Origin of the sequence: Hymenobacter antarcticus (assembly GCF_039539545.1) — a bacterium.
Classification (GTDB): domain Bacteria; phylum Bacteroidota; class Bacteroidia; order Cytophagales; family Hymenobacteraceae; genus Hymenobacter; species Hymenobacter antarcticus.
This window is the reverse complement of the sequence record NZ_BAABDI010000006.1, coordinates 23,933-50,089: the sequence shown is the minus strand read 5'-3', so window position 1 is coordinate 50,089 and position 26,157 is coordinate 23,933. Positions and strand designations below refer to the sequence as shown.

Below are 26,157 nucleotides of genomic sequence, written 5' to 3'. Positions count from 1 at the left end.
GCTATTCGTCGAAGCTTTCGTTGCGGGGCGTGCGAGGGGTTTCATACTCGCGGGGCGCACCGGTGTTGGGCTTATTGCCATAGCTCGGCTTGTTGCCGTAGCTGGGCTTGTCGCCGTAGCTGCCTTTGTTGCCGCCGTAGCTTGGCTTATTGCCGTAGCTGCTACCGCCTTCGCGGTTACCGCCTTCGCGGTTACCGCCTTCGCGGTTACCGTAAGCTGGCTTGTTGCCGTAGCCGCTGCCGCCTTCGCGGTTGCCGCCTTTGTACCCACCGCCGTAGCTGCTGCCACCTTCGCGGTTGCCGTAAGCTGGCTTGCTGCCGTAGCCGCTGCCGCCTTCGCGGTCACGGTTGCCTTTATAGCCTCCGCCGTAGCCGCTGCCACCCTCACGGCGGTCGCCGCCAAAGGAACGACGCTCGCCGCCACGGTCGCCGCCGAAGCCGCCGGGACCACCACCGCCAGTGCGGCTGAAGCCTTCTTCCTTAGCTGCGCCTTCCTGCACCGGAGTAGCAATGCTGAAGCTAACCGGGGTACCCTGGATGCTGGTGCGGCCCAGTTTGCCCACGATTTCATCGGCGTATTCCGACGGTACTTCCACGAAGCTGAACTTGTCGTAGAGGGCGATGTCGCCCACTTTGGCACCGGTCAGGTTGCTCGACTCCGAAATCAGGTCCACGATGTCGCGGGGATGAATCCGGTCTTTCTTACCCATGGTGACGAACAGACGGGTGAAGCCGGGGCGGGCCGTACCGGCTGCCTTGCTGGCGTCGAGGCTCTGCTGAGCACTCTTGTCTTCCTTCATCGTCATTTTCAGCAGCGCGGCGGCGATGTCGAGCGAAGTAATTTCCTCGCTCTGGTCGAGCAGGCGCTGCACGCGGCCCACGTATTTCTCAAGGTTGCCCTTTTCGATAAGCTCCTTGATTTGATTCAGGAACAGCGTGGTTTTCACTTCCGATACATCGGCAAACGACGGCACCTGCTCCAGTTTAATCTGGGCCTTGGTGAAGCGCATGATGTCACGCAGCTTATAAATGTCGCGGCCGCTCACAAACGTGAAGGCTTTGCCCGACTTGCCAGCCCGGCCCGTGCGGCCAATGCGGTGAACGTAATATTCTTCGTCGGCGGGCAGGTCGTAGTTGAATACGGCCTCCACGTTGTCCACGTCGATACCGCGGGCAGCTACGTCGGTAGCAACCAGAACTTCGATGGTCGACTTGCGGAATTTATCCAGCGTGTTCTGGCGCTGCTGCTGGCCCATATCGCCGTGCAGGCCTTCGGCGAAATAACCTTTGGCTTGCAAATCAGCCACAATTTCGTCCACCATGCGCTTGGTGTTGGCGAAAACGATGGACGATTTCAGGTTGTACATGTCGAGAATGCGGGTCAGCACATCCTTTTTCTGGGGGCCGCGCACCTCAAAGTAGCTCTGCTCGATGTTGGTCACCGTCATCGTCTGGTGGTTCACCTTCACTACCTGCGGGTCGCGCTGGTACTTCTTGGTGAGCTCCATGATGGGCTTGCTCATCGTGGCCGAGAAAAACACCGTCTGGCGCTCTTTCGGCATCTTGCTCAGAATGAACTCAATGTCGTCGCGGAAGCCCATGTCGAGCATTTCGTCGGCTTCATCCAGAATAATTTTGGTGGTGTTTTCCAGCTTCAGGGTGCCACGCTCAATGTGGTCCATGATTCGGCCGGGCGTACCGATAACAATCTGAACACCACGCTCCAGGGCGCGAAGCTGACGGTCGTAAGGGCTGCCGCCGTAAATCGGCACAACCATCAAACCACGCTTGTATTTACCCAGCTTCTGGATTTCGCCCGAAACCTGCACTGCGAGTTCGCGGGTGGGGCAGAGCACCAGTACCTGCACGTCGCGGCTCTCGGTGTCCACACCATCAATGGCGGGAATAGAGAAAGCGGCGGTTTTGCCGGTACCCGTCTGGGCCTGGCCGATTACGTCTTTGCCGGCGAGCAAAACGGGGATAGCAGCAGCCTGAATGGCCGAGGCTTCCTCATAGCCCATCTCGGTGATGGCGCGTTGTACTTCCTCTGAGAGGTTCAGCTCGTCGAAACGAACTACAATTTTTTCAGCTTCCATGAATGTGGAAAAAGGTAAGGGGTAAGAGACTCGCTCCGAAAACAGCCGTACTCAGCGACGTTTCCCCTCCTTCTACCTTGTCACAATCAGGCGGGAAAAACAACCAAAAAACTATGCGGCCAATGCGTTATGCCTCTCTTAGGCTTGCGCGGACTTAGGGCCGTCCTCAAATGCGGGTGCAAAGGTAGGATTTTTATTCTGTAAAAGCTAGAGAATTCATAAGAACGTCATGCTGAGCGTAGCCGAAGTATCTCGCGTGCTTTAAGTAGTCATGTAGAAAGTAGTCATGCAGAAGGAATCATGCAAACGGTGCGGCCGGCGTAACCTCCCCCCCCCGGCCCCTCTCCGGCGGAGAGGGGGGCTAATTCCGAACCGTCGGCTGGCACCCCTCTCCGCGGGAGAGGGGCCGGGGGGAGGTCGGCGGAACGGGGCAAAAGGCACGATTACGTTTACAAGATTGCTTCTGCACGACTACATTAAAGCACGCGAGATGCTTCGGCTACGCTCATCATGACGCTCTTTCTAACCGTTGCGCCGGGCACAAAAAAAAGCCCACCAAAGGCGGGCTTTCTTAACACAAAGCTAAAGCAGGACTAAACCAGCGATACTTTAACAGCGTTCGGGCCTTTTTTGCCCTGGGCTACTTCAAATTGAACTTTGTCGTTTTCGCGAATCGAGCTTACTTGCAGGTCGCTGATGTGTACGAAAATGTCTTCGCCAGTTTCGTCGTTTTTGATGAAACCAAAGCCTTTGGTCTCATTAAAGAATTTTACCGTTCCGGTGGGCATGGTGGTTGTGTTGTGGGTTTCCCTAAGCTTTTGGGCCACCGTGGCTTGGTTTCTTAGGTTGCGTCAAAGATAGGCAGAAATTCCATATGACCAAGTCGATAGGTATTTTTTTCAAGGGATACCGACCTTTGTCCCGTTACCTTCCCTCTTATACAGCATGCCCGACGCACCTGCTTACGCTTTCTCCCATGAATTTCGGGTGCCGGATAGTGCCATTGATGCGCTGGGCCACGCTAATAACGTGGAATACGTGCGCTGGGTGCAGGATGTAGCCGGTGCGCACTGGCTGAGCATCTGCCCGGCCGAGCTGCGCGAACAAATTATCTGGGTGGTGCGCGAGCACCGGATTCGCTATCTGCAATCGGCTTTCGCCGATGAGACGCTGCGGGCTACCACTTGGGTAGGCGAAACCAGCGGGGCCACGTCGCTGCGCTATACCCGCCTCACCCGCGCCAGTGATGGCGTGCTGCTGTGCGAGGCCGAAACCACTTGGGTGCTGCTCGACCCAAAGAGTGGCCGGCCAGTGCGAGTGACGGCGGAGATGGTGAGTTGGCTGACGAAAGAGTAATGCAGTCAAATCAAACCTGTCTCCCCTTGCTAATGCACTAATTTATTAAAAGGTTGTGTGCAGCAAGCCATTCATAACGAATAACGAAACCTATTTATAGACAGAATTGCAAAAACAGCCGAGATTTGAGCAAATAGGGTAAATAGGTTTGGTTTGTTTTCATTTATAAATCCGAGAATCCTTGCTACCCAGCTACCAATAATGAGAATAACCATCGAGAAAGAAAATACGGCAGCAAATAAAATCGGCAACATGAATAGGGCCATAATTGCTTGTCTTAATAGTATTGGCTTCGTAACCTCGAAAGTAATTTAAAACAACTAATTATGCCTCCCTCCTTCCGCATCTACTCCTCTTCGGCCGGCTCAGGTAAGACGTACCAATTAACGAAAGAATACCTGCTGCTGGCGCTGGGCAGCGATGACCCGGCGTATTTCAAGCACATTCTGGCCATCACCTTCACCAACGATGCGGCGGGGGAAATGAAGGAGCGGATTGTGGGGGCGTTGCGGCGGTTTGCGTACCCGGAAAGCGGGAAAGTGGACGGGCTGCTGGCGGAAGTGGCGGCGGAATTGGGGCTATCGGCGGGGGAAGTGCAGCGGCGGGCGGCGGCTACGTTTAGGCTGGTGCTATACCATTATGCTGATTTTGGGGTGAGCACGATTGACTCGTTTGTGCAGCGGATTGTGACGGCGTTTACCCGGGAACTGGGCTTGCCGGCCACGTTTGAGGTGGAGCTCGATACGGACAGCGTGCTGCAAAGCGCGGTGGCCGCGCTGCTGGATAAGGTGAACCGCGACCCGAACAGCCAGTTGCTGTCGCAGACGCTGGCGGAGTATGCGCTGGGCCAGGCTGAGGAGGGCAAAAGCTGGAGCCGGCTGCCGGAGGAGCTGGCCGGCTTTGGCCGGGTGCTGTTTAATGAGACGGTGCAGGAGGCGGTGGCGCAGCTGGACAAGCTGAGCCTGGCCGATTTCCGGCGGCTGGACCGGCAGATTCGGGCGAAGCGCACGGAGATTGAGGCCGCTTTTGCCCAAACCCGCGACGCAGCGGTGGCGGTGCTGGCCGAGGCGGGTGCCACGGAGGGCGACTTTTTCCAGGGCAAGCGCGGCATTTTCGGCTACGTGCAGAAGGGCACCGACTTGCTGGCACCCGAGGCGGGGCCGAACAGCTACGTGAGCGCCACGCTGAACGACGACAAATGGTACAGCGGCAAAATCAAAACCGATGCTGACCGGGCGCGCGTCGATGCGGTGAAGGAGCCGTTGCGCGGCGTGGTGGCGGCAGTGGCGCAATTGCGCGACGCTTATTTATCGAATTATATATTACTGGCGGCCATGCAGCCGTATTTATTTCACGCTTCGCTGCTAAGTGAATTAAATAAAATAGTGGAGCAAATCAGCCGCGAGCGAAACGTGGTGTTGATTTCGGAATTTAACCGCCGTATTGCCAGTATTGTGCTCACGGAGCCGGTGCCGTTTTTGTACGAGCGACTGGGCGAGCGGTACGAGCATATTTTAATTGACGAATTTCAGGATACGTCCGTTTTGCAATGGAATAACCTGCTGCCGCTGGTGGAGAACACGCTGGCCAACGGCTACAGCAGCCTGGCGGTGGGCGATGCCAAGCAGGCCATTTACCGCTGGCGCGGGGGCGAGATGGAACAGATTCTGCGTCTGCACCAGCGCGATACGGCGGCGCTGGTGGCGCGGGCGCGGGAACCCGAGACGCGCGAGCTGCTGCGGCTGCGGTATGAGACTCTGGATGGCGTGCTGGAGCCAAAAGCCTTGCAGGTGAACTACCGCTCGGCGCGGGAGATTATTGATTTTAACAACGCATTTTTTACGGCGGTGAGTGAGCGGCATGAGGCGCTGGGGCTGGTGACGGGGATTTATGACGCACATTTTGGGCAGTTGTCGCCAGGGGGGGCAATTAAAAATGAAGAATTAAAAATTAAAAATGATGGCAAAACGCAAGAAGCAGACGCACAATCTTTAATTTTTAATTCTTCATTTTTAATTCAACCAGTTGGCCACGTTGAACTCCTCTTTACCCAAAAGGATGCCCCCGCCCTCCTTTACGACCCCGCCACCGGCACCTACACCACCGAACCCCTCCCCGGCCACGCGGCCGAGGCGCGGCTGGGCTACGACGAAAGCACCTGCTACCTCACGCTGCAACTAATAGAACAGGCCCTGCGCGACGGCTATGCACTGGCCGATATCGCCGTGCTGTGCCGCACGCGCGGAGCCAGCAAGACCATTGCCAAGTTCCTGAAAGAGCGGGGCTACGCCATTATTTCGGCCGATTCGCTGGCGCTGGAATTTGCCGAGGTGGTGAACCTGCTGGTGAGCATTCTGCGGGTGCTGCACCAGCCGGCCGATACGCTGGCGCGGGCCGAGGCCCTGCTGCTCGTGGACCGGGTGGTGCGGGGCCTGGCCCCCACGCCGGCCCGCGCCCGACATATTGCCGACGTGGCAAATACGGCGGGCGGCACGTCGTTTTTTGATGAGCTTCGGGCGCTGGGCTATGATGTAAACGAAGCCGAAACCGGCAACCTGGGCCTCTACGAGCTGGCCGAGCGGCTGCTGAGCCTGTTCGGGCTGCTGGGGCGCAACGGGGAGAGCGACTACCTGTTTCGCTTCCTTGATTTGACGCTGGAATACAGCCTGAAATTCGGCAATAATCTGGGCAATTTCCTCACGCACTGGGAGGAGCGCAAGGGGCGCATCAGCATCAACGCGCCGGGCGGGCGGGCCGCTATTACCATCACCACGGTGCACAAGGCCAAAGGGTTGGCGTATGGCGTGGTGATTGTGCCGTTTGCCGACTGGAGCCTGGAACCGCACCGGGGCACGCTGCTGTGGGGGCACCTGGAGGCCGACGAAAAGCCATTTGCAACCATGCCCGACGTGGCCGTGGTGCGCCTCAGCCAAACCATGCAGCAGACGGTGCTGGGGCCGCAGTACGACGAGGAGCGCGAAAAAACCTTCCTCGAAGGGCTCAATACGCTGTACGTGGCCTTCACCCGACCGCGCCACCGCCTCTACATCATCAGCAAAAAACCGGAAGAAAAGAAAAGCGCCAAGGCTACGGAAGAAACCGAAGCATCAGCCCCCACGGCCGCCGCCCGCACCGTGGCCGACCTGCTCCACGGCTACCTGCAAAGCCGGGGCGAGTGGCAGGAAGAACAGGTGTCTTTCGTCATCTCCAAAGGCACGCCTGCCAAACCAAGCACCAGGCACCAGGCACCAGGCACCAACTATGAGTTAACCAATCTCGCCGCCGCGCCCTGGGAAGACCGCCTGAAACTGCGCCGCCACGCCACCGCCCTCTTCGATTTCGACGAGCAAAAGGCCCAGGGCGAGTGGAACCGCAAGCTGCACTTTGCCCTGCGCCGCCTGCTCGCGGCCGCCGATGTGGGCCGGGTGGCCAGCCAGCTCGTGGCCGAAGGCATCCTCAGCGCCCGCGAGCGGCCGGAGCTGGTGGCCAGCCTGGAACGGCTGGTGCGCGACCCGCGCCTGGCCCCCTACTTCGCCCCGCACCTGAGCGTGGAAACGGAGCGCGAAATCCTGGTGGGCGGCGTGAAGCTGCGCGATTATAAGCCCGACCGCATCGTGCTCGAACCCTCCCTCGAAGCCCACCACCGCCTCGGCGGCCGGGTCACGCTACTGGATTTCCGGCTGCCCCCGCCGCAGGAGAAACACCAGCGGCTGCTGCGGAATTACGCCACGCTATTTGAGCAGCTGGGCTATGCGGAGGTGAAGGGGGTTATTTATTATTTCGGGACGGGGGAAGTGGTGGAAGTGTGAGGCAACTCATTCAATAAAATTCATGAAAAAATTTCTCGCCCTGATTTTAATTGTAATTATGGCTTCACTGATTGGCGGTATTTACGGAGCAATACACGACCAACTGACCTATACAATTTCACCGGAATACTACACCAAGTTCAAATTCATTCAATTTGAATTAGTAGATGAAGGGCCAGAAGCGAATCCCGCGAATCCAAGAGTTTGGGTTGCTGCAGTAGGTTTTTTAGCAACTTGGTGGATGGGCATACCAATTGGCCTCATCCTGGGATTGTTTGGGCTGACTCATACCAGTTGGCAAACAATGTTTCGCATAACAATTAAAGCCTTTCTGGTCACAATGGCTGTAGCATTTACAACCGGAATCGTCGGCCTTATTTACGGACGTTTAGTTCTGGCAAATAAACCAATAGAGTTATTCAGCAACTGGTACATTCCTGATAATATCATCGACTTCAAAAGTTTTATTACGGTGGGCTCTATGCATAATTTTAGCTATGCCGGGGGAGTCATTGGCTTAATTGCTGGAATTATTTACAGTTTGGGACAAAAAAAGAAGCAGGCTGGGATGGTTGCAGCTTAGTTTCTTCTGCCACTTTAGATGCTCTCAGTTCCGCAACTTTTCTCCGCAACTTCCGCTGGCGCGCGTCTGCGACGCGCTGCCGACTGGGGCCGAGCCTGCGGCTCGGGGGCGAACGACTAGCGGCTGGGCTGGCACACCCGGCCCAATGCCCAAGCCATAGGCTCGCAGCCAGGCGGCAGCGCGTCGCGGACGTGCGCCAGCGGTGTAGCCCTGAGAGAAATCCCCCGCTGCCCATGTCACCTCGTGCCGGGAGCGGTGGGGAGTCCCCGGAGCCCTGGGCGCGGGCGGCTGAAGGCGGTGGGGAGCCTCCGGTGCCCCTGGCCGCCGGAGCCGACCGCCGGGGGGAGCTCCCGGTGCCCCTGGCACGGCCGACTGAAGCCGGAGGGATTGCCCCTGGGCCAGCGGCCCCGGCGGCCCAACAGGTCGGGGCGAAACAGGGCCTTTACCAAAATTTTGCGCACCCTAGCCGAACCGTAGTATTACGGCACCTTTCATCCTTCATTCTTACTCGTTTACCTCATGGCAGACCAAGCTACCACGCCCGTTTCGGCCGGCGCTCCCACCCCCATGCCTGCCACCGATGCGGTGGTGAATCCCAAGCTCCTCATTCCCAAAAAAGATGGCCCGCTGGCCGAAGTAGGCCGGCTCGTAGCCGAGGCCTGGGGCAAAGAAACCTGGTTTGCACTGCGCTGGAAAACCCAGGCCGACTTCGTGAAGGTGGTTACTGACTTCACCGCCGGCCTCACCGAGAAGCGTAGCGCCGCCACGGCCCGCACCCCGCAAAGCCAGCGCCTGCAAGAGCTGGACGACCAGTTCGACGAGGGCCTAAGAATCCTCAAAAAGTACGTGAACGAGGACAGTGGCTACGACAAGGCCCGCACCGATGCCCGCCTGCCCGGCTTCGGCCTGCTGGCCAACAAAAACGGCGGCTTTATCCTGAGCCGCGACCGCGACCAGCGCCTCGTAGCCCTGCGCGAGCTGCTGCTGCCCAGCGTGGCCGCCGCGCCCTTCGCCGGGCGCGACTATGGCACCGCCTACTGGCAAACGCGCTTCGATGAATACAAAACGCTGCTGGGCAAAACCGATGGCCTGGCCGGTAAAGTGAGCCGGTCGGTGAGCCAGAAAGACACCGCGAAGCAGGAGCTGCGCAAGACGCTGCAAGCCGTGATTTATGCGCTGAAGGCGAATTTCCCGGATACGTTTGAGGCGGAACTGCGGAGCTGGGGCTTCCGGAAAGAGAGCTATTAGGTTATAGCGCAGACTTTGTAGTCCGCGAGTGGCCCCGTTCACTCGCGGACTACAAAGTCCGCGCTACTGCGACCTTTGCCCCCATGCACACCCTCGACCAACTGCGCACCGGGCAGCTCGCCGGCACCCGGCAGCTCAATCTATCCGCCGGCCTCACCGAATTTCCCCGCGAAATCTTCGCCCTGGCCGATTCACTGGAAATCCTCAACCTCTCCGGCAACGCCCTCTCCGCCTTGCCCGATGACCTGGGCCGCCTGCACCGGCTGCAAGTACTGTTTTGCTCCGATAATCAGTTTACCGAAGTGCCCGCCGTGCTGGGGCAGTGCCCGCGGCTACGCATGGTAGGCTTCAAGGCCAACCAGATACGGACGCTGCCGGCGGCGGCCCTGCCCCCACAGCTGCGCTGGCTTATTCTCACCGATAACCGGCTGGCAGCGCTGCCGGCCGAAATCGGCAACTGCCGGCAGCTTCAGAAGCTGATGCTGGCCGGCAACCAGCTCACCGAACTGCCCGAAACCCTGGCCAATTGCACGAATCTGGAGCTGCTGCGCATCGCCGCCAACCGACTCACCGAGCTGCCGGCGTGGCTGCTGGCCATGCCGCGCCTGGCGTGGCTGGCGTACGCGGGCAACCCGTTTTGCGCGCCCGCCGAGGCGGCGGCGGTGGCCCGGCACCCTATCCGCAGCATTGATTGGGGAGAATTGGCGATGGAAGCGCAATTGGGCGAAGGCGCATCGGGGGTGATATACCGCGCCCGGTGGCAACCCCCGACGGCCGCCCCGACCGCGGTTGCCGTGAAGCTCTTCAAAGGAGCCGTAACCAGCGACGGCCTGCCGCACAGCGAAATGATGGCCTGCATCAGCGCCGGTCCCCATCCCAACCTGATTGCCGTGGAGGGCCAGCTTGCCCGGCACCCCACCGGGGCCGAAGGCCTGGTGCTGGAGCTGATTGCCCCCGCGTTCGGCAACCTGGCCGGCCCGCCCAGCTTCGAAACCTGCACGCGGGACGTGTATGCGGCCGGCACGGGATTTACCCTGGCGGCGGCGCTGCGCATGGCCCAGGGCATCGCGGCGGCGGCCGGGCATCTGCACCGTCAGGGCATCCTGCACGGCGATTTGTATGCCCATAATATCCTGAACACGCCCGAAGGCGATGCCCTGCTGGGCGATTTCGGGGCGGCCTGCTTCTTCGCACCCGAGGACTTGCCCACGGCTAGTGGTTTGCAACGGCTCGAAGTGCGGGCCTTCGGCTGCCTGCTGGAAGAGCTATTGGCACATAGCCAGTCAGACGCTGAGCCGACGACAGCGGCGGCGCTGTGGCAGCTTCAGAGCCGCTGCGTAGCCCCGGAACCCGCCATAAGGCCGTTATTCAGCGAAATAGTTCGGGAGCTGGAGCGATACAAGCCGCCCGGGCTAGCCGTTTAAGCGCGAGGCGGAGTACCCCGAATTTTTAATTCGGCCCGCCGGAGTGACTTGGGCGGGTGTCGTTTCTACAGGCCGAATTAGAAATTCGGGGTACTCCGCCTGCTGGTGCACTGGCAGCTGACTAATATTCCAGCCGCCGGTAGCGAATGCGCGGCGTCTGAGTGGTAGTATCCACATAAAAGGCGAAACCAGTGCTGCTGCTTTGCATCTCAAACCGCACTTCAGCTGGTTTTTGGGGCGGCGCGTAGCGGACCATGGCCGCGAAGCGGACTTCGGTAGGCAGCTTCGGCCGGGCCAATGGCACCAGGCGCAGGCCCCGCTTCTCGTCGAGCAGGTAGTGCGTGGCCGTGCCGGACAGGTAGTGCCGCGGAATGGTGTAGCCCATCTCCTCGTAGAAGCCGCCGTAGCGGAAGCGGCTCAGCACGCGGCCGGTGCGGGTGTGGCGCACGTAGGCATTGGGGGCGCGCAGCTGCTGTTGGGTGGGCGTGCGGCCGTAGCTTTCGGGGGCGCCGGGCGACTGAATGAGGCGCGATTTGCCGGGCGCGTACACCACCAGCAGGGTCGTGTCGCTCAGCAGGAAAGCGCCGGCCAGGTCGGCGTCGGGCCGGGTGAGGCGCAGGGGCGGCTGGCGGGGCCGCAGCAGCTCGGAGCCCGTGAGCAGGGCGCGGCCGTCGGCGGTGAGGGCGGGGTCGCAGTCGGGGCCGCTGCCGGGGCCCCGGCCGTCGCTCAGGCGCAGCACCTTGCCCGAGAGGTCCAGCAACAGCACCACCTGCGAGCCCACGTCGCTATCAGGCACCATAAAATCGAGGGTAAAAACCAGGGCCCCGAAGGGCGCGCTGTAGGCCAGCAGCTCGGGCAGCAGCGCCTCGCTCTCGGTCACGATATCGCCGCCGGCACTTTTGAAGAAATCGGCCTTGCGCAATTGCTTCCGGAATACCTGCCGGCCGCTACCATCGTGCAGCGTGAACGTATAGCGTCCCTGGTAGCCCCGCGCCTGCTCGAAATGCCCCGCGTAGGGCTGGTAAGTGGTTTTGAGTCGCTCAGTGGAATCCGTTTCGGCCTGCACCCGCAGCCGGTAGCGCTGGCCGTTGAGCACGATGGCCGTATCCAGCCGGGCGGGCGGGGCCCAGCCCGACCGGTACACTACTGGCGGCTTGCGCACCGGGACGGGCACCGGCGCTTTTTCCGGCGGTGGCGGTGGCGGCGGGGCCACGGCCGGGCCAATGACCGTGGAAAGCGGGGGCGCTTTCTCGGTCACAAACGCCTTCTGCTCGCAGCCAGCCAGCGCTGAGGCTACTACTGTAATGATTAAAAGTGACCTCATTCTTAGTTAGTCAGCCAATCATCAGCGTCCCGCCAGTTGCGGAAGCGGTCGGGCCAAAGGCCTTTGGTGGTATTAGTACGAAAACCAGTGGCCATGCCTGCCGCCGGCAGAAAGGCCGTGAGGCTGGGCTGCACCACGTTGGCAATCCGCACCCCGCCGCTTTCCAGGGTCAGGCTGGTTTCCCGCACGGCGCTGGGTTTGGAATCGGGCACGGTACCGGTGTAAATGGGGAAGATTTGCCGGGCCGGGAGGCGGTCCGAAAGCAGTAGAGCAAGCGCGGCAACGCGAAGTACGGATGATATTTTCATGATAGAAAGAATTGTACGCGGATGCCGTTAAAATAGCCGGCCGCTGGCATTATGATAAAACACGTTAGCATTATCAGTAGAACCTGGCCGGGTCGGCAACCTAAAATGAACTCTGCCGTAGCGAGGCCGGTCTGGTTGGCATGCGCAAGACCACTCTGCTGGCCGCCGCCGCCCTGCTGGGCAGCCCCGGCCTCACCCTGGCTCAAAATACGCCGGAAGAAAACAACCCCAACATCGATTCCCCTTTCGTGCGCAACATTCGCGCCGACCGGCCCGGCCAAACCATTACGGCGCAGGTGCTGCGCCCCGGCCGCTTCCAGCTCGAAACCGGGTTTCAGCGGCAGTTGGGCGGCCCCGGCCCGACCCAGAGCCTGAGCGCCGCCACGCTGCGCATCGGGTTTTTCAACAGCATGGAGCTGCGCGTGAGCCAGCCCTACTTCCACAGTGGCCCCTCGCGCCTTACCGAAGCCGGCCTGGTCGATTCGAGCGGCTGGGCCCCGGTAGTGGTGGGGGCGAAGTTCATGGTGTCGCCCAATTATGACACGCGCACCCAGGTAGCCATCCTCATCGAATCGGCAGTACCCGGCACGGGCAGCGCGGGCCTGCGCGGCAGCAAGTGGGGGCCGGGCGGCCGCCTGCTGGTGAGCGAGCAAATCGGGGAACGGTTCGGGCTGGAGGCCAACTTCGGCTTTCAGCAGCGCGGCCTCACCACCAAAGACCTGGAAGCAGGCCAGTTCCTAGGCACGCTGGCCCTCAACGGGCCTTTGGGCGACAAGGCCGGCTTCTTCGTGGAAGCCTACGGTACCGGCCGCGGCCGCCTGAGTACGGGCACCACGGCCGGGCTATATTTCCGCCCCCTGCCCCTGCTGCGCCTCGACGTGACGGCGGGCCAGGTAGTGAGCGGGCTGGCAGCCGGCACCGCTACCGTGGGCGCGGGCCTCACGTTTAAGGTCGGGAAGTAAGTTGTGAGCCATTCGGATTAGTACGGTTCCCAGGGCCATGTACAGAGTTAAAAGTTGAGAGTTAAAAGTTAAAAATCAGACGTATTGGGTTTTAACTTTTAACTCTCAACTTTTAACTGTTTTCAAAAATGTACACTAACCCCGGAACTGCTCTAGTACAGTTCCCAGGGCCTGCCTGATGGCTAACTCACTACTACTCGATACAAAGGTTTTCGCCGAAGTCTGCCTGAATATGCTGTAACATATGAACAGGATGAGGCCGATTTAACCTTTTACGATTTAATCGGCCTCATTCAACGCTGGCTGCAAGCAACTTCGCAGCCCTGGCTACCCCAGCGTCAGCACTAAATCATCGGCGGCCACGCGGGCACCTTCTTGCAGCGTTACGGTGGCCACGGTCAGGTCCTGCGGGGCGGTGATGGTGGTTTCCATTTTCATGGCTTCGATGACGAAGAGCGGGGTGTTTTTGGGCACGGCCTGGCCGGGTTTCACCAGCACTTTGCTGAGCATGCCCTGGAGCGGCGCGCCCATCTGATGCGGGTCGGCTTTGTCGGCTTTCGCGTTGCTGATTTTGGTCGCGGCCACCGAATTATCGCGAACCTGGAGGTTGCGGGTCTGGCCGTTGAGGGTGAAGAAAATGGTGCGGCAGCCTTCCTCGTTGAGCGTGCCTACCGACTCCAGCCGCACGATGACGGACTTGCCCCGGGCAATTTCGATGATGGTTTCCTCGCCCGGTTTCAGGCCGTAGAAGAACACCGAAGTCGGCACCTTGCTCACGTTGCCGAACTTCTGGCGGAAGGCCCAGTATTCCTCAAACACCTTGGGATAGAGCAGCGAAGACAGCATATCGGTGAACTTCGCACCGGGAAATTTCGCCTGGAAGGCGGGCCATTCCTTATCGAAAGCTATGGGTGCGAGGTGCTCGTTGGGCCGGTCGGTGAAGGGTGCTTCGTTCTTGAGGATGAGCTTTTGCAGCGCGGCGGGCCAGCCGCCCTCGGGCTGGCCGATGTCGCCCCGAAACAGCTCGCGCACGGACTCCGGAAAGTTCAGGCCCTCCCCGCGCTCCATCACATCGGCCGGCGTGAGGCCGTTGCTGACCATGAATAGGGCCATGTCGCCGACTACTTTGCTGCTGGGCGTGACTTTCACGATGTCGCCGAACATGTCGTTCACGTCGGCGAAGCGCTGCTTCACTTCCTCAAACTTGTCGAGCAAGCCCAGTGAGGCCGCCTGTGGGCGCAGGTTGGAGTACTGCCCGCCGGGAATCTCGTGCTGAAACACTTCCGAAGTACCCGCCTTCAGCCCCGACTCGAAGGGATAATACATCTCGCGCACCGCCTCCCAGTAGTTGCTGAACTCGTTGAGCGAGGCCTGGTCGAACTCACGGTGGCGCGGCGTGTGGCGCAGCATTTCAACCACCGAGTTGAAGTTGGGCTGTGAGGTGAGGCCCGAGAGCGAGCCCAGTGCCACGTCGATGACGTTGACGCCAGCCTCAACGGCTTTGAGGTAGGTAGCGGCTTGCAGCGAGGAAGTGTCGTGGGTGTGCAGGTGGATGGGCAGCTTCACGGTATCGCGCAGGCCGGCAATCAGCTCGGTGGCGGCGTAGGGCTTCAGCAAGCCGGCCATGTCCTTGATGCAGAGGATGTGCGCGCCGGCATCCTCCAGCTGCTTGGCCAGCTTGAGGTAATAATCGAGAGTGTACTTGGTGCGGCTGGGGTCGAGGATATCGCCGGTGTAGCAGATGCAGGCTTCAGCCAGCCGGTCGGTTTTGTTGCGCACGAACCCGATGCAGGATTCCATGCCCTTGAGCCAGTTGAGCGAATCGAAAACGCGGAATACGTCGACGCCGGTTTCGGCGGCCTGCTGCACAAACCGCTCCGTCAGGTTATCCGGGTAGGCCTTGTAGCCCACGCCGTTGGCCCCGCGAATGAGCATTTGCAGCAGGATGTTCGGGATGGCTTCGCGCAGCTTGGCCAGCCGCTCCCAGGGGTCTTCGTGCAGGAAGCGCAGGGCCACGTCGAACGTGGCCCCGCCCCACACCTCGAGGCTGAAGGTTTGAGGGTGCTGCCGGGCGTAGGCCCCGGCCACTTTCAGCATGTCCCAGGTGCGCATGCGGGTGGCCAGCAGGCTCTGGTGAGCATCGCGCAGGGTGGTGTCGGTGTAGTGAATCAGGGGCTCGTCGCGCAGCCACTGGGCAAAGGCTTCGGGGCCGAGCTCGTCCAGCTTTTGCTTGGTGCCGGGCGCGGGCGCGGCGTGGTCGGAATGCGGGATAAGCGGACGGCGGGGGGTGGCGCGCGGGTCGATGAGGTTCCTGACGTCGGGGTTGCCGTTCACCACTACATCGCCGATGAGGCTGAGCAGGCGCGTGGCCCGGTCCTGCCGGGGGTCGAAGGTGAACAGGTCAGGGTGGTCCTTTATAAAATCGACGGTGGCGTGGCCTGTCTGAAATTCCTCGTTACCGACAATATTCTTCAGAAACTGAATATTGGTTTGCACGCCGCGCACCCGGAATTCGTCCAGCGCGCGCAGCATTTTCTGGGCCGCGCCGTGCAGCGTGGGCGCGTGAGCCGAGATTTTGACCAACATCGAGTCGAAAAACGGCGACACGACCACGCCCTGATACACCGAGCCTTCATCGAGCCGAATGCCGAAACCGCCCGCCGCCCGGTAGGCCACGATGGTACCATAGTCGGGCTTGAAGTCGTTCTCGGGGTTCTCAGTGGTGACGCGGCACTGCATGGCAAAACCAGTTCGCAGCGGCACCACGTCGGGGCCCAGGCCAATTTCGGGGTCGCTGAGCTTGTAGCCGGCGGCGATGAACAGCTGGGTTTTAATCAGGTCCACGCCCGTAATCATCTCCGTCACCGTATGCTCCACCTGGATGCGGGGATTCACTTCGATGAAGTAAATCCGGTCGTACTCGGGGTTCACCAGGAATTCCACGGTGCCCACGTTGTCGTAGCCCACGGCCCGGCCGATGCGCAGGGCATATTCGTAGAGCAGGTGGCGCTGGTGGTCGGGCAGGTTCATGGCCGGGGCCACTTCCACCACTTTCTGGAAGCGGCGCTGCACCGAGCAGTCGCGCTCATACAGGTGCACGAGGTTGCCGTGCTGGTCGCCCACCAGCTGCACCTCAATGTGCTTGGGCCGCTCCACAAATTTCTCCAGGAACACCGTGTCGTCGCCGAAGGCATTCAGGGCCTCGTTGCGGGCCTCGAAAAAGCCTTTTTCCATCTGCTCATCATCGCGGATGATGCGCATACCGCGGCCGCCGCCGCCGCTGGCCGCCTTCAGCATCACGGGGTAGCCAATACGGTTGGCTTCGGTGCGGGCAGTTTCAAAATCGACCAGCTCGGCCAGACTGCTTTCAATTTGGGGCACCTGGCACTGCAAAGCCACTTCCTTGGCCCGCACTTTGTCGCCGAGGGCTTCCATCACCTCGGGCCGGGGGCCGACGAAAATGATGCCTTCCTCGGCGCAGCGACGCGAGAGCGTGGCGTTTTCAGAGAGGAAGCCGTAGCCGGGATGGATGGCGTTGGCCCCGTTCTCCTTAGCTACGCGCAGCAGGCCTTCGATGTCGAGATACGGCTTGAGCGGCTCGTCGTCGCGACCAATCTGGTAGGCCTCATCGGCCTTGTAGCGGTGCAGCGAGTACCGGTCTTCGTAGGTGTACACGGCCACCGTGGGGATGTTGAGCTCGGTGGCGGCGCGCAGCACGCGAATGGCAATTTCGCCGCGGTTAGCGACCAGGAGTTTGGTTATGTTCATATAAGGCAGTGGGAATTAGGCGCGCTTACCGCGAAACTACTGCAAAGGCTGCGGAATACCGAGCGCAATCGTTTGCGGGACTATCAATTGGCAGACCGTCACCTCCAATGACCTATTGTTACCAATTTATTACGGCAAGTACGCATGGGGCTGGCTCCGGGCTAGCGCGCGTGTCATACCAGCCGCTGCTACCTGGCGTTTATCGCTTCCAAGCGCGCAGACGGAAGCCAAGGAGCCATCGGCTGTCAAAACATGCAACCGCTGGCGGGGTTAGGCCATTACCGTTGCAATTGTCTCTCATTCTTCACTCGCATGCAATTTTCCGACAAAAACTTCCTCATCGTTGGTGCCTCTTCCGGCATTGGCCTGGCTACGGCCCGGCTGCTCAGCGGCCTCGGCGCACACCTGTTCACGGCTTCGCGCCACCTCTCGCCCGAGCTGGCCGAGCTGAACACCACCCACCTGCCCTACGACGCCACCCAGCCCGTGGGCGCCGCCTTCGATGCCCTGCCCGACACGCTGCACGGCGTGGTGTACTGCCCCGGCAGTATCAAGCTCCGCCCCTTCGAGCGCATTCCGGTGGAGGATTTTCTGGCTGATTTCGACCTGAACGTGCTGGGCGCGGTGCGGGTGCTGCAGGCCACCATCAAGCGGCTGAAAAAGGCCGAAGGCGGCGCTTCAGTGGTGCTTTTCAGCACCGTAGCGGCCGATACCGGCATGAGCTTCCACGCCAGCATTGCTACGGCCAAGGCGGCCGTGGAAGGCCTCACCCGGGCCCTGGCCGCCGAGTACGCCGCCAGCAACGTGCGCGTGAACTGCATCGCGCCCTCGCTCACCAACACGCCCCTGGCCGCCGCCCTGCTCAACTCGCCCGAAAAGGCCGAGGCCGGAGCCAAGCGCCACCCCTTGCAGCGCATTGGCCAGCCCGAGGACCTGGCCTACACGGCCTCGTTTCTGCTGTCGGACCACAGCTCGTTCGTGACTGGCCAAACCATGGCCGTGGATGGCGGCATGGGCAAATTGAAGTAGCAGAGTTTGGTGCTTAGTTGTTGGTATCTAGTGCTTGGGTAGTGCCGCCCACCAACAACCAACAGGTTGAACGCATTAAAAAAGCGGATATTGATTCCAGCTACTGCGGGCATTTTTGTTGCTGTCGTTCTCTCCAGCATCGAGAAAAGAAAAATGCCTTTAGGCGCTATGAAAGCATATTCCCTGTTTTTAATGCGTTCGACCTGAACAACCAAGCACCAACAACCAAGCTCCAAGCACCATTATGAGAATCTGTATCTTCTGGCACCGGCGCGACTTGCGCACGCACGACAATGCCGGGCTGGCGGCCGCCCTGGCCAGCGGCCTGCCGGTAGTCCCACTATTCATCTACGACAAGGACATTCTGGACCACCTGCCCGATAGGGCCGACGCCCGTCTCACTTTCATTTACGACGAGGTGGAGAAGCTGGCGCGGGAAACTGAAGCGGCGGGCGGCACTTTTTTGGCCCGCTACGGCCAGCCGCTGGAAGTGCTGGAGGCGTTGGTGAAAGAATTTGAGGTGGCCACCGTGCATGCCAACGAGGACTACGAGCCTTACGCCACCGAGCGCGATAACGCCGTGGCCAGGCTGCTGGAAAAGCACGGCGTGGACTTCTATTTATACAAGGACCAGGTCATTTTCGCCAAAGACGAAATCATGACCAAGTCGGGCACGGTGCCCAAGGTCTTTGGTGCGTACCTGAAGACGTACACAGAGAAGCTGACCGACGAAATGCTGCTGCCCTACGGCTCGGCCGGTGATTTCACAAAGGCTAACCTGCACCCGCTTTCCAACGGAAAAGCCGGCCCGCGCCCGACCCTGGAAAGCATGGGGTTTGAGCGGCTGGAGCAGTACGTGCCCGTGGCCGACCTGCCGGCCGAGGACGTGGTGCGCAACTACCACCACACCCGCAACACGCCCGCCCTGCAAAACGGCACCACCCGCATTTCGGTGCAGCTGCGCTTTGGCACGCTCAGCGTGCGGCAGGTGATGCGGCAGGCCAAAGCGCTGAATCAAAAGCTCCTGGCCGAGATTATCTGGCGCGATTTCTTCATGATGCTACTCTGGCACTACCCCAACACCGCCACCGAGAGCTACGACCCCAAAATGCGGCATATCGACTATCGCAATAACGAGGACGAGTTCCAGGCCTGGTGCGAGGGCCGCACCGGCTACCCGCTGGTGGATGCCGGCATGCGCGAGCTCAACCAAACCGGCTACCTGCCCAACCGCGTGCGCATGACCGTGGCCGGCTTCCTGGTGAAGCACCTGTTCATCGACTGGCGCTGGGGCGAGCGGTATTTCGCCGACAAGCTCCTCGACTACGAGCTGGCCAACAACGTGGGCAACTGGCAGTGGATGGCGGGCACCGGGGCCATTTCTGCCCCGTGGTTCCGGGTGTACAGCCCGGATAGCCAACTCGAAAAAGTGGACCCGGAGATGAAATACGTGAAGCGCTGGGTGCCGGAGGTTGGTACGTCGAAGTACCCCGCGCCCATCGTGGAGCACAAGTTTGCGCGGGAGCGGTCGGTGGAGGCTATTCGGGCGGCGCGCATCGCGGCAGTGTAGCGCGGGAGTCGTAGCACATGCTTTAGCTTGTGCCCGTGCGGGTTTCGTTCTCCGATGCACAAGCTGAAGCATGTGCTACAAAGTCCGCGTTGCCCCCCCCGAACCTACCGCCCTCCGCGGCGGTTACAGCAGCATGGAAAAAGACCGCATCAAACAAGCTTACCTCGCGTTCGTACTCAACGAAGGCCACCCGCCACAATCAGTATTCAAGCTCACGCAGCAGCTCGGCCTGGCCGAGCAGGAGTTCTATAAGCATTACCCCACCTTCGAGGCCATTGACCGGGAAATCTGGGCTGACTTTGGTCGGCAGGCGCACGAAACCGCCGCCGCCGAGCCCGTGTGGGAAGGCTACGGCAGCCGCGAGCGGCTATTGGCGTTCTACTACACGCTGCTCGAAATCCTCAAAAACAACCGCTCCTACGCCCTGATGAGCCTGCGGCGCTCGCTGAAACGCATGCCCGCGCTCACGCCCCGCGTGCTCGACGACTTCCGCCAGGATTTTGAGCTGTTCGTGAGCGACTTGCTGCGCGAAGGCCGCGTGAGTGGCGAAATCGCCAACCGCCCGCTGGTGCAGGAAGGCTATCCGCGCTTCTTCTGGCAGCAGGCGCTCTTCGTGCTGGGCTACTTTGCCAAAGACGACACCGTGAACTTCGAGCGTACCGATGCCGCCGTGGAAAAAGCCGTCACGCTCAGCTTCGATTTAGTAGGCCGCAACACGCTGGATTCGGCCTTTGATTTCGTGCGGTTTCTGGTACGAAAATAATTTCAGTGAACAGTTAGCAGTGAGCAATGAACAGCAACGTTCAACGGAATCCTGACCAACTGTTCATTGCTCACTGCTAACTGTTCACTGCCTTAATGGACGAACCCCTAACTTCCCTGCCCACCACCAAGGTGGCCCGCGCCGCCCGCTTCGCCAAAACCGGCTTCAACGTAGGAGCTAATTACGTGAAGCACTACGCCAAAAAGGCCGTCGGAGCCGAATCGACCACCGAGGACCTGCACGCCGCCAATGCCGCCGAGCTCTACGGCACGCTGAGCGAGATGAAAGGCTCGGTGCTGAAAGTGGCCCAGATGCTGGCCATGGAGAAAAACATGCTGCCCACGGCCTACGCCGACCAGTTTGCCAAGGCCCAGTATTCGACGCCGCCGCTCTCCGGCCCGCTGGTGATAAAGGCCTTTCGGGATGCGTTCGGGAAGTCGCCCTTTCAGCTCTTTGATGCCTTTGAGCCGGAGGCGCGGCAGGCGGCCAGCATCGGCCAAGTGCACTTTGCCCGCAAGGATGGCAAAGCGCTGGCTGTGAAGGTGCAATACCCCGGCGTGGCCGACAGCATCAAGTCGGATATTCGCCTTGTAAAGCCCATTGCCCTGCGCGTGATGGGCCTGAACGAAGCCCAGGTGCGCCCCTACCTGGAGGAAGTGGAGACCCGCCTGCTCGAAGAAACCGACTACGCCCTGGAGCTGCGTCGCGGCACGGAAATCGCAGCTAAGTGCCAGGAGCTGAAGAACCTGGAATTCCCGGCCTACTACCCCGAATTTTCCACCAACCGCATTCTGACCATGGACTGGCTCGGCGGCCAGCACCTGAAAGAGTTTCTGGCCACTACCCCTACCCAAGAGGTGCGCAACCAGCTCGGGCAGGCGCTCTGGGACTTCTACCAGTTCCAGTTCAACACCCTGCACCAGCTGCACGCCGACCCCCACCCCGGCAATTTCCTCATGCGCGCCGAAAACGGCGGCACCCTCGGCGTGCTCGATTTCGGCTGCGTGAAAGACGTGCCGGCCGACGTACACCAGCTGTTTCGCGCCCTGCTGGCCCCCGAAACCATGGCCGACGAAACCCTGCTGGCCGCGCTGCTCACCCAGGCCGGCGTGCTCCGCCCCACCGATGCCCCGGCCATGCGGGCGCTGTACCTGCGCACCATGCAGGTATCGTTGGAGCTGGTGGGCCGCCCCTTCCGCCAGGCCACCTTCGACTTTGGCGACCCCAGCTACATGGCGGCCCTCTACGCCCTGGGCGACGACCTGATGGCCGACCCCGAGCTGCGCAAACAGCGCGAGCCCCGCGGCTCCGAGCACTTCATTTATCTGAATAGAACGTACGTGGGCCTGTTCGCGCTGCTCACAGAGCTGGGCGCGGTGATTGAAACCGGCCTGGTTGCCACCACCGCCGACCAACTGCCCGGGCAGCCATCATAATCCGTCGGGGCCGCCTATCTTTCGTTTTTGAAATTTCCCGCCAGCCGCCTGGCCTCTTCAGTTAAGTAGCACCTGCGAGTTGCGGGAAGCATACCAAATTGGCATGCTTCCCGCAACTCGCTGGGCTTGCGAGTTGCGGGTATCTAGATGTTGGCAGTAATATTCAATCGTTGGTAGTAATATCATGAAGAGCCTACTAACTATAACATTTTTGACAATTACAATGAACTTTGCTTTTGGACAAGGTTCACTCAAAAACTATTTTCCAAAAAGTGTTTTCAAAGCAGATTTGAGTGCAAAAATCGACAATGAAATAAAAAGGCAATCCGAACTTTTGAAGAAAGAAAAACTTACTTCAACAGAACAGAAAGAGCTCGATATACTACTTGAAAAATATGGTGAAGTGGTAGAAAGTATGTGGGACATAGTTGACGGTGGTTGCAGTTGGTATTGTGGAGGTGGAAATTATGAAGTTAAATCTTCATCTTCGCTTAACTCTGAAAAGGGAATAAAATACCAGGCAAAAAACGCAAACGATTTAAACTATCGAACGGCTTGGGTTGAAGGGAAACCAGATGAAGGGGTTGGGGAATATTTAGAATACTATTTCAAAAACAATAGCCCGAGAATTACTGAAATAATTATTTCTAACGGTTATATGAAATCTGAAACTGCTTGGAAGAATAATAATAGAGTTAAGAAATTAAAATTAAGTGTTAACGGAAAGCCATTTGGAATTTTAAATTTAGAAGACAGCAAGTCAGACCAAAAATTTAAATTAGGAACGTTTGGACACAACAAAAACGGGACAGATTTAATATTAAGATTTGAAATAGTTGAAGTTTACAAAGGGGGCAAATTTAACGACACAGCAATTACAGAAATTTATTTCGATGGAATTGATGTTCATTAATGGAAGGAACAAATACTACTGCCAACAAGGGGCTTGCTTCTATGCCGGCTGACGAATAAATCCTCATCTTTTGGTTTGCTATCAGCATTTGTTCCGGCTGAAGAATATCTTTCAGCTTTTGTTCTTGGCGGTGGTCCAAAGTAGGGTGACAAACAATTGGTCAAACAAATTAAATTTCTTTGCAAGTTATTGACCAATAGTAATTAACAGCTAAGTATAACCTGCTTAAATTAACATTTCACCCTTCTTTGGACCACCGCCTTGTTCTTAACTTCAACATCATTTTTTCAATCGGGCTGCGGTTACGGGCTGAACGTTCAATGAATTCCGGCACAGCAGCAAGCCCTACCGTTACCAGTAATTGTAAAAAGACGACACGAACAGACATGATAGCAGATAAATCATTCATATTTTACTCACTTCCAAAAAGTAGGACAACTCAGCGACTGACTGGTGGAAATATTGAAAAAGTTTGGACTGGTCTGAACACCTTTTTGGCGAACTGCACAACTGTTTCAATTAACGAACCGACAAGTATTCAGTTGACGGCTTACTCCGCTTGGAAAGATGACGAGCATCCAGAGCTTGCTGACAAAATAATCGATGATACAAGAACAGTTTTCGGAGAACCCCAAACAGAACCGTTATCTTACCATTATCCAAGTGGTGTTCCTTCTACTCAAACAAAAAATGTGTGGGAGTTTGACAAACGTGACTTATCAAAAGTGCTTGACTATTTGATTGCAGGACAATCTTGGCCTAAATTCACTTTGGGACCAGTTGAACTGATAGTTTCATTTAACTTCAACTTTATTGACCCGGCAACAAAAATTGAATTGCCAAACCAACAAAACAAATCAAGTATTATAGTTTGGCTTTCTCGTAGTTGTTCTTGCAGTCCTGACTTGTATTTTCCGTTTGACGACGCAGACCAAAATTTCAAAGACTATTTAAATAAAATTGAAACTCATTTACCGTTCAAATTTGAAGGAAAATATTTGCGACTTGGCCGGCCAAACAAAAATAAAACTCAATATACTTTCACTAAACTTAAAACGGAATGACGATAGTGAGCGGACAAAGAACAACTACTGGTAACAGCACCTGCAAAAAATTGGCGGTTCAGTGGTTAAATGAAGCTTTGTGCTTCGTATCAAGTTCAGTGCTGGCAGACAGTTTAGTGCTTCGAAATCCGCTTCTTCGCCAAGCCGCAAAACGTCATCGTTCAGGCCGATGCCTTGAGTATAGCGGCCCGCCTAGCTTCCACCCGATAAACATTGGGTGGAGTTGCACTGACTGAACCGCTCTTCGCCGCCGGGCGGCCCGCGAATTACTAAAACTTCGCCGCATGGTGCGGGACGTTTTGCCGGGTAAGCTGTTGGCCAGGCACAATCGTTTTCAATCTTACCTTCTTCATGAAAAAGCTTCTTACCCTCGGGGCGGCTATGCTCAGCCTCACCTTCTCCGCCTCAGCCCAGAAAATGGCCAGCTGCTGCGCCCGGCCCGCCACCAACCTATCGGCTTCGGCTACGGAGGCCTTCGCCATGCTGGCTACCGACAAAGACTTCTCGGGTGGCCACGATGCGCCCCTGCCCTACGAATTTAAGGGTGAAGGCAAAATGATAACCTTCAAGACCCCGGACGGCAGCACCGGTAAGGGCTTCGAAATCAAGAGCGCCAAGCCCTCCAACAAGTACCTGTTCGTGATTCACGAGTGGTGGGGCCTGAATGACTACATCAAGAAGGAAGCGGCCACCTTCGCCGCCGAAATGCCCGGCGTGAACGTCATCGCCGTGGATTTGTACGACGGCAAAGTGGCCACCACGCCCGACGAAGCCGGCAAATACATGGGCGAGGTGAAAACCGAGCGCGCCGCGGCCATCCTCAAAGGGGCCCAGCTGTACGCTGGTCCCAAGGCGCAGCTGGCCAGCATCGGCTGGTGCTTCGGCGGCGGCTGGAGCTTGCAGGAAGCCCTGCTCGGCGGCAAGCAAACCGTGGGCTGCGTGATGTACTACGGCATGCCCGAAAAGGACGTGGCCAAACTCAAAACCCTGAACACCGACGTGCTGGGCATCTTCGCCAGCCAGGATAAGTGGATTAACCCCGAGGTGGTGGGCCAGTTTCAGAAGGACATGGCTGCGGCCGGCAAAAAAGTAACCGTAGCGAGCTACGAGGCCGACCACGCCTTCGCCAACCCTTCCAACCCCAAGTTCAACAAGGAGTACGCCGCCAAGGCCCACGGCCAGGCCCTGGCGTACCTGCGCGGTAAGTTCAAGCTAAAGGCATAAGCTTTCCGACTGCCGGAATCAGAAAAGCCTTCCCGGTTGGGAAGGCTTTTTTTGTGCTAATTTGTTGGCTGCTACGCTTCTTCCATTTCACCCAAATACCCACCGCTATGGCCAGCCTTGCCGCCCTGCTTTCCGAATACGGCGAAAGCCACCAGAACCCCACTAACAAGCTCATGCATTGGGCGTGCGGGCCGCTGATAGAGCGGTTTTCGCCCAGATGTACTTAGTTAAAAGTTAAAAGTGAAGAGTTAAAGTACAGCCTGAAAGGATTTTAACTCTTCACTTTTAACTTTTAACCCACTTTAAAAATGTACAGCAGCTTGGAAACCGCTGATAATATTTTCACTACTGGGCTTGCTGTGGCCGGTGCCAATGCCGGTGGCCATCCAAAATAATCAGCCCGTGGCTGAACTGGAGCACGTTGGTGATGGCCCTGGCCTTGGTGTACTACGTGCGCCTGAGCGGGCGGCTGGCGCTGGGCATGGTACTGGTGTGGGTGGCCATGGCGGCCATGCTGCGCGTGGTGGCGGGCGTGGCGGTGCTGCCGCTATGGGCCATCAGTCTGCTCATTTTCGCGCTGGCCTGGGTGGGCCAGTTCTGGGGCCATAAGGTGGAAGGCAAGAAACCCAGCTTCCTAAAAGACCTGCAGTTTCTGCTGATTGGGCCGCTGTGGCTGCTGCATTTCGTGTACCGCCGGCTAGGTTGGGGGTATTGATGCCGCGCGGACACCGGATAAGCAAGACGGTCTTTTAAGTGCTCGCGCAAAAGCAAACGGGTCGGCTATGCGAGAGCTGGGTCCGGGCATCAGCAGGGCCTTGTGGGTGTTGCCCATGAATTATCCGCTGCGGTCGGAGTCTGCCACCATTCCGGGCGCCCCGGCGCAGCCAGCCCCCCGCCGCCCGGCGAATACCTGCTGGCCGCCGGCGACAGCCTCCTCAACGAAACCCGCGCCACCGTCACGGTCGCCGTCGTGAACAGGAGCGGCCGGCCCGTGCAGGTCAACTCGCACTAGCCTTCTTCGAAACCAACGCCGCGCTGCACTTCGACCGCGCGGCGGCCTACGGGTTTCGCCTCAACATCACGGCCGGCACGGCCGTCCGCTTCGAGCCCGGCGACCGGGTGTGCCTCGGCGATACCGACTTGCTGATTCAGGCAGAAAAAGACGACTGTGTGTGTACGTGCGTGGGCGAATCATTTGCGGGCCGCGCGTGGGGCCACTGAGCACGGCACCGGATAAAGTACGCGGCCGGCTTCGGCAGACCGAAATTTGCGCTGACCTTT

General features: G+C 58.7%; 19 protein-coding genes and 1 pseudogene. 15 read left to right on the top strand and 5 right to left on the bottom strand.

The window, feature by feature from the left end; genetic code table 11:
• Position 1 precedes the first annotated feature (1 nt).
• A complete protein-coding gene (locus tag ABD819_RS06390; protein WP_345122229.1) occupies positions 2–2,095 on the bottom strand; it encodes a DEAD/DEAH box helicase in 2,094 nt (697 codons plus the stop codon).
• 593 nt (positions 2,096–2,688) lie between these two features.
• On the bottom strand, positions 2,689–2,883 hold the full coding sequence (locus tag ABD819_RS06385; RefSeq protein WP_035564390.1) for a cold-shock protein: 195 nt from the start codon (positions 2,881–2,883) through the stop codon (positions 2,689–2,691).
• Between the two features lie 157 nt (positions 2,884–3,040).
• On the opposite strand from ABD819_RS06385, the gene ABD819_RS06380 reads away from it, so the two are divergent.
• From ABD819_RS06380 to ABD819_RS06360, 5 genes are all read left to right on the top strand, one after another.
• Positions 3,041–3,451 carry an acyl-CoA thioesterase gene (locus ABD819_RS06380; protein ID WP_345122223.1) on the top strand — a complete coding sequence of 137 codons (411 nt, stop codon included), beginning with the start codon at positions 3,041–3,043 and terminating at the stop codon, positions 3,449–3,451.
• A 326-nt stretch (positions 3,452–3,777) separates the two neighbouring features.
• A complete protein-coding gene (locus tag ABD819_RS06375) occupies positions 3,778–7,260 on the top strand; it encodes a UvrD-helicase domain-containing protein (protein ID WP_345122221.1) in 3,483 nt (1,160 codons plus the stop codon).
• Between the two features lie 22 nt (positions 7,261–7,282).
• Positions 7,283–7,843, top strand: coding sequence for a hypothetical protein (locus tag ABD819_RS06370; RefSeq protein ID WP_345122219.1), 561 nt, complete (start codon positions 7,283–7,285; stop codon positions 7,841–7,843).
• A gap of 519 nt (positions 7,844–8,362) precedes the next feature.
• Positions 8,363–9,091: a hypothetical protein gene (locus tag ABD819_RS06365; protein WP_345122217.1), complete on the top strand. Its 729-nt coding sequence runs from the start codon at positions 8,363–8,365 to the stop codon at positions 9,089–9,091.
• A gap of 83 nt (positions 9,092–9,174) precedes the next feature.
• Positions 9,175–10,515 carry a leucine-rich repeat-containing protein kinase family protein gene (locus tag ABD819_RS06360; RefSeq protein WP_345122215.1) on the top strand — a complete coding sequence of 447 codons (1,341 nt, stop codon included), beginning with the start codon at positions 9,175–9,177 and terminating at the stop codon, positions 10,513–10,515.
• A gap of 121 nt (positions 10,516–10,636) precedes the next feature.
• Here ABD819_RS06360 and ABD819_RS06355 read toward each other — a convergent pair whose 3' ends face one another.
• A complete protein-coding gene (locus ABD819_RS06355) occupies positions 10,637–11,839 on the bottom strand; it encodes a hypothetical protein (protein ID WP_345122212.1) in 1,203 nt (400 codons plus the stop codon).
• A gap of 2 nt (positions 11,840–11,841) precedes the next feature.
• Complete coding sequence (locus ABD819_RS06350) at positions 11,842–12,147, bottom strand: hypothetical protein (protein WP_345122211.1); 306 nt, start codon at positions 12,145–12,147, stop codon at positions 11,842–11,844.
• 140 nt (positions 12,148–12,287) lie between these two features.
• On the opposite strand from ABD819_RS06350, the gene ABD819_RS06345 reads away from it, so the two are divergent.
• Entirely contained in the window at positions 12,288–13,109 is an 822-nt protein-coding gene (locus ABD819_RS06345; RefSeq protein ID WP_345122209.1) for a transporter, read from the top strand.
• A gap of 327 nt (positions 13,110–13,436) precedes the next feature.
• Here ABD819_RS06345 and ABD819_RS06340 read toward each other — a convergent pair whose 3' ends face one another.
• On the bottom strand, positions 13,437–16,877 hold the full coding sequence (locus ABD819_RS06340) for a pyruvate carboxylase (RefSeq protein WP_345122207.1): 3,441 nt from the start codon (positions 16,875–16,877) through the stop codon (positions 13,437–13,439).
• 312 nt (positions 16,878–17,189) lie between these two features.
• Between ABD819_RS06340 and ABD819_RS06335 the strand changes: the two genes are divergently transcribed.
• The 9 genes and pseudogenes from ABD819_RS06335 (at position 17,190) to ureB (ending at position 26,097) form a co-directional block, all read left to right on the top strand.
• The gene (locus tag ABD819_RS06335; protein ID WP_345122205.1) at positions 17,190–17,906 is read left to right on the top strand and encodes an SDR family NAD(P)-dependent oxidoreductase; all 717 of its coding nucleotides are present in this window, start codon (positions 17,190–17,192) and stop codon (positions 17,904–17,906) included.
• Positions 17,907–18,150: 244 nt separating this feature from the next.
• Positions 18,151–19,476: a cryptochrome/photolyase family protein gene (locus ABD819_RS06330; protein WP_345122203.1), complete on the top strand. Its 1,326-nt coding sequence runs from the start codon at positions 18,151–18,153 to the stop codon at positions 19,474–19,476.
• Positions 19,477–19,609: 133 nt separating this feature from the next.
• Positions 19,610–20,239 carry a TetR/AcrR family transcriptional regulator gene (locus ABD819_RS06325; protein WP_345122200.1) on the top strand — a complete coding sequence of 210 codons (630 nt, stop codon included), beginning with the start codon at positions 19,610–19,612 and terminating at the stop codon, positions 20,237–20,239.
• Positions 20,240–20,334: 95 nt separating this feature from the next.
• A complete protein-coding gene (locus ABD819_RS06320; RefSeq protein WP_345122197.1) occupies positions 20,335–21,675 on the top strand; it encodes an ABC1 kinase family protein in 1,341 nt (446 codons plus the stop codon).
• Between the two features lie 184 nt (positions 21,676–21,859).
• A complete protein-coding gene (locus tag ABD819_RS06315; RefSeq protein ID WP_345122195.1) occupies positions 21,860–22,588 on the top strand; it encodes an NADase-type glycan-binding domain-containing protein in 729 nt (242 codons plus the stop codon).
• Positions 22,589–22,836: 248 nt separating this feature from the next.
• Positions 22,837–23,652: a hypothetical protein gene (locus ABD819_RS06310; RefSeq protein ID WP_345122193.1), complete on the top strand. Its 816-nt coding sequence runs from the start codon at positions 22,837–22,839 to the stop codon at positions 23,650–23,652.
• 351 nt (positions 23,653–24,003) lie between these two features.
• Positions 24,004–24,876, top strand: coding sequence for a dienelactone hydrolase family protein (locus ABD819_RS06305; RefSeq protein WP_345122191.1), 873 nt, complete (start codon positions 24,004–24,006; stop codon positions 24,874–24,876).
• Between the two features lie 427 nt (positions 24,877–25,303).
• Positions 25,304–25,591, top strand: coding sequence for an Mpo1 family 2-hydroxy fatty acid dioxygenase (locus tag ABD819_RS06300; RefSeq protein WP_345122189.1), 288 nt, complete (start codon positions 25,304–25,306; stop codon positions 25,589–25,591).
• Positions 25,592–25,693: 102 nt separating this feature from the next.
• Positions 25,694–26,097: pseudogene (ureB, locus tag ABD819_RS21490) on the top strand (urease subunit beta).
• The last annotated feature ends 60 nt before the right edge of the window (positions 26,098–26,157 follow it).

Excerpts from the sequence above, each read along its gene's own strand:
- ABD819_RS06390 (WP_345122229.1), bottom strand. The coding sequence starts at position 2,095 with ATGGAAGCTGAAAAAATTGTAGTTCGTTTCGACGAGCTGAACCTCTCA.
- ABD819_RS06385 (WP_035564390.1), bottom strand. The coding sequence starts at position 2,883 with ATGCCCACCGGAACGGTAAAATTCTTTAATGAGACCAAAGGCTTTGGT.
- ABD819_RS06380 (WP_345122223.1), top strand. The coding sequence starts at position 3,041 with ATGCCCGACGCACCTGCTTACGCTTTCTCCCATGAATTTCGGGTGCCG.
- ABD819_RS06375 (WP_345122221.1), top strand. The coding sequence starts at position 3,778 with ATGCCTCCCTCCTTCCGCATCTACTCCTCTTCGGCCGGCTCAGGTAAG.
- ABD819_RS06370 (WP_345122219.1), top strand. The coding sequence starts at position 7,283 with ATGAAAAAATTTCTCGCCCTGATTTTAATTGTAATTATGGCTTCACTG.
- ABD819_RS06365 (WP_345122217.1), top strand. The coding sequence starts at position 8,363 with ATGGCAGACCAAGCTACCACGCCCGTTTCGGCCGGCGCTCCCACCCCC.
- ABD819_RS06360 (WP_345122215.1), top strand. The coding sequence starts at position 9,175 with ATGCACACCCTCGACCAACTGCGCACCGGGCAGCTCGCCGGCACCCGG.
- ABD819_RS06355 (WP_345122212.1), bottom strand. The coding sequence starts at position 11,839 with ATGAGGTCACTTTTAATCATTACAGTAGTAGCCTCAGCGCTGGCTGGC.
- ABD819_RS06350 (WP_345122211.1), bottom strand. The coding sequence starts at position 12,147 with ATGAAAATATCATCCGTACTTCGCGTTGCCGCGCTTGCTCTACTGCTT.
- ABD819_RS06345 (WP_345122209.1), top strand. The coding sequence starts at position 12,288 with ATGCGCAAGACCACTCTGCTGGCCGCCGCCGCCCTGCTGGGCAGCCCC.
- ABD819_RS06340 (WP_345122207.1), bottom strand. The coding sequence starts at position 16,877 with ATGAACATAACCAAACTCCTGGTCGCTAACCGCGGCGAAATTGCCATT.
- ABD819_RS06335 (WP_345122205.1), top strand. The coding sequence starts at position 17,190 with ATGCAATTTTCCGACAAAAACTTCCTCATCGTTGGTGCCTCTTCCGGC.
- ABD819_RS06330 (WP_345122203.1), top strand. The coding sequence starts at position 18,151 with ATGAGAATCTGTATCTTCTGGCACCGGCGCGACTTGCGCACGCACGAC.
- ABD819_RS06325 (WP_345122200.1), top strand. The coding sequence starts at position 19,610 with ATGGAAAAAGACCGCATCAAACAAGCTTACCTCGCGTTCGTACTCAAC.
- ABD819_RS06320 (WP_345122197.1), top strand. The coding sequence starts at position 20,335 with ATGGACGAACCCCTAACTTCCCTGCCCACCACCAAGGTGGCCCGCGCC.
- ABD819_RS06315 (WP_345122195.1), top strand. The coding sequence starts at position 21,860 with ATGAAGAGCCTACTAACTATAACATTTTTGACAATTACAATGAACTTT.
- ABD819_RS06305 (WP_345122191.1), top strand. The coding sequence starts at position 24,004 with ATGAAAAAGCTTCTTACCCTCGGGGCGGCTATGCTCAGCCTCACCTTC.
- ABD819_RS06300 (WP_345122189.1), top strand. The coding sequence starts at position 25,304 with ATGGCCCTGGCCTTGGTGTACTACGTGCGCCTGAGCGGGCGGCTGGCG.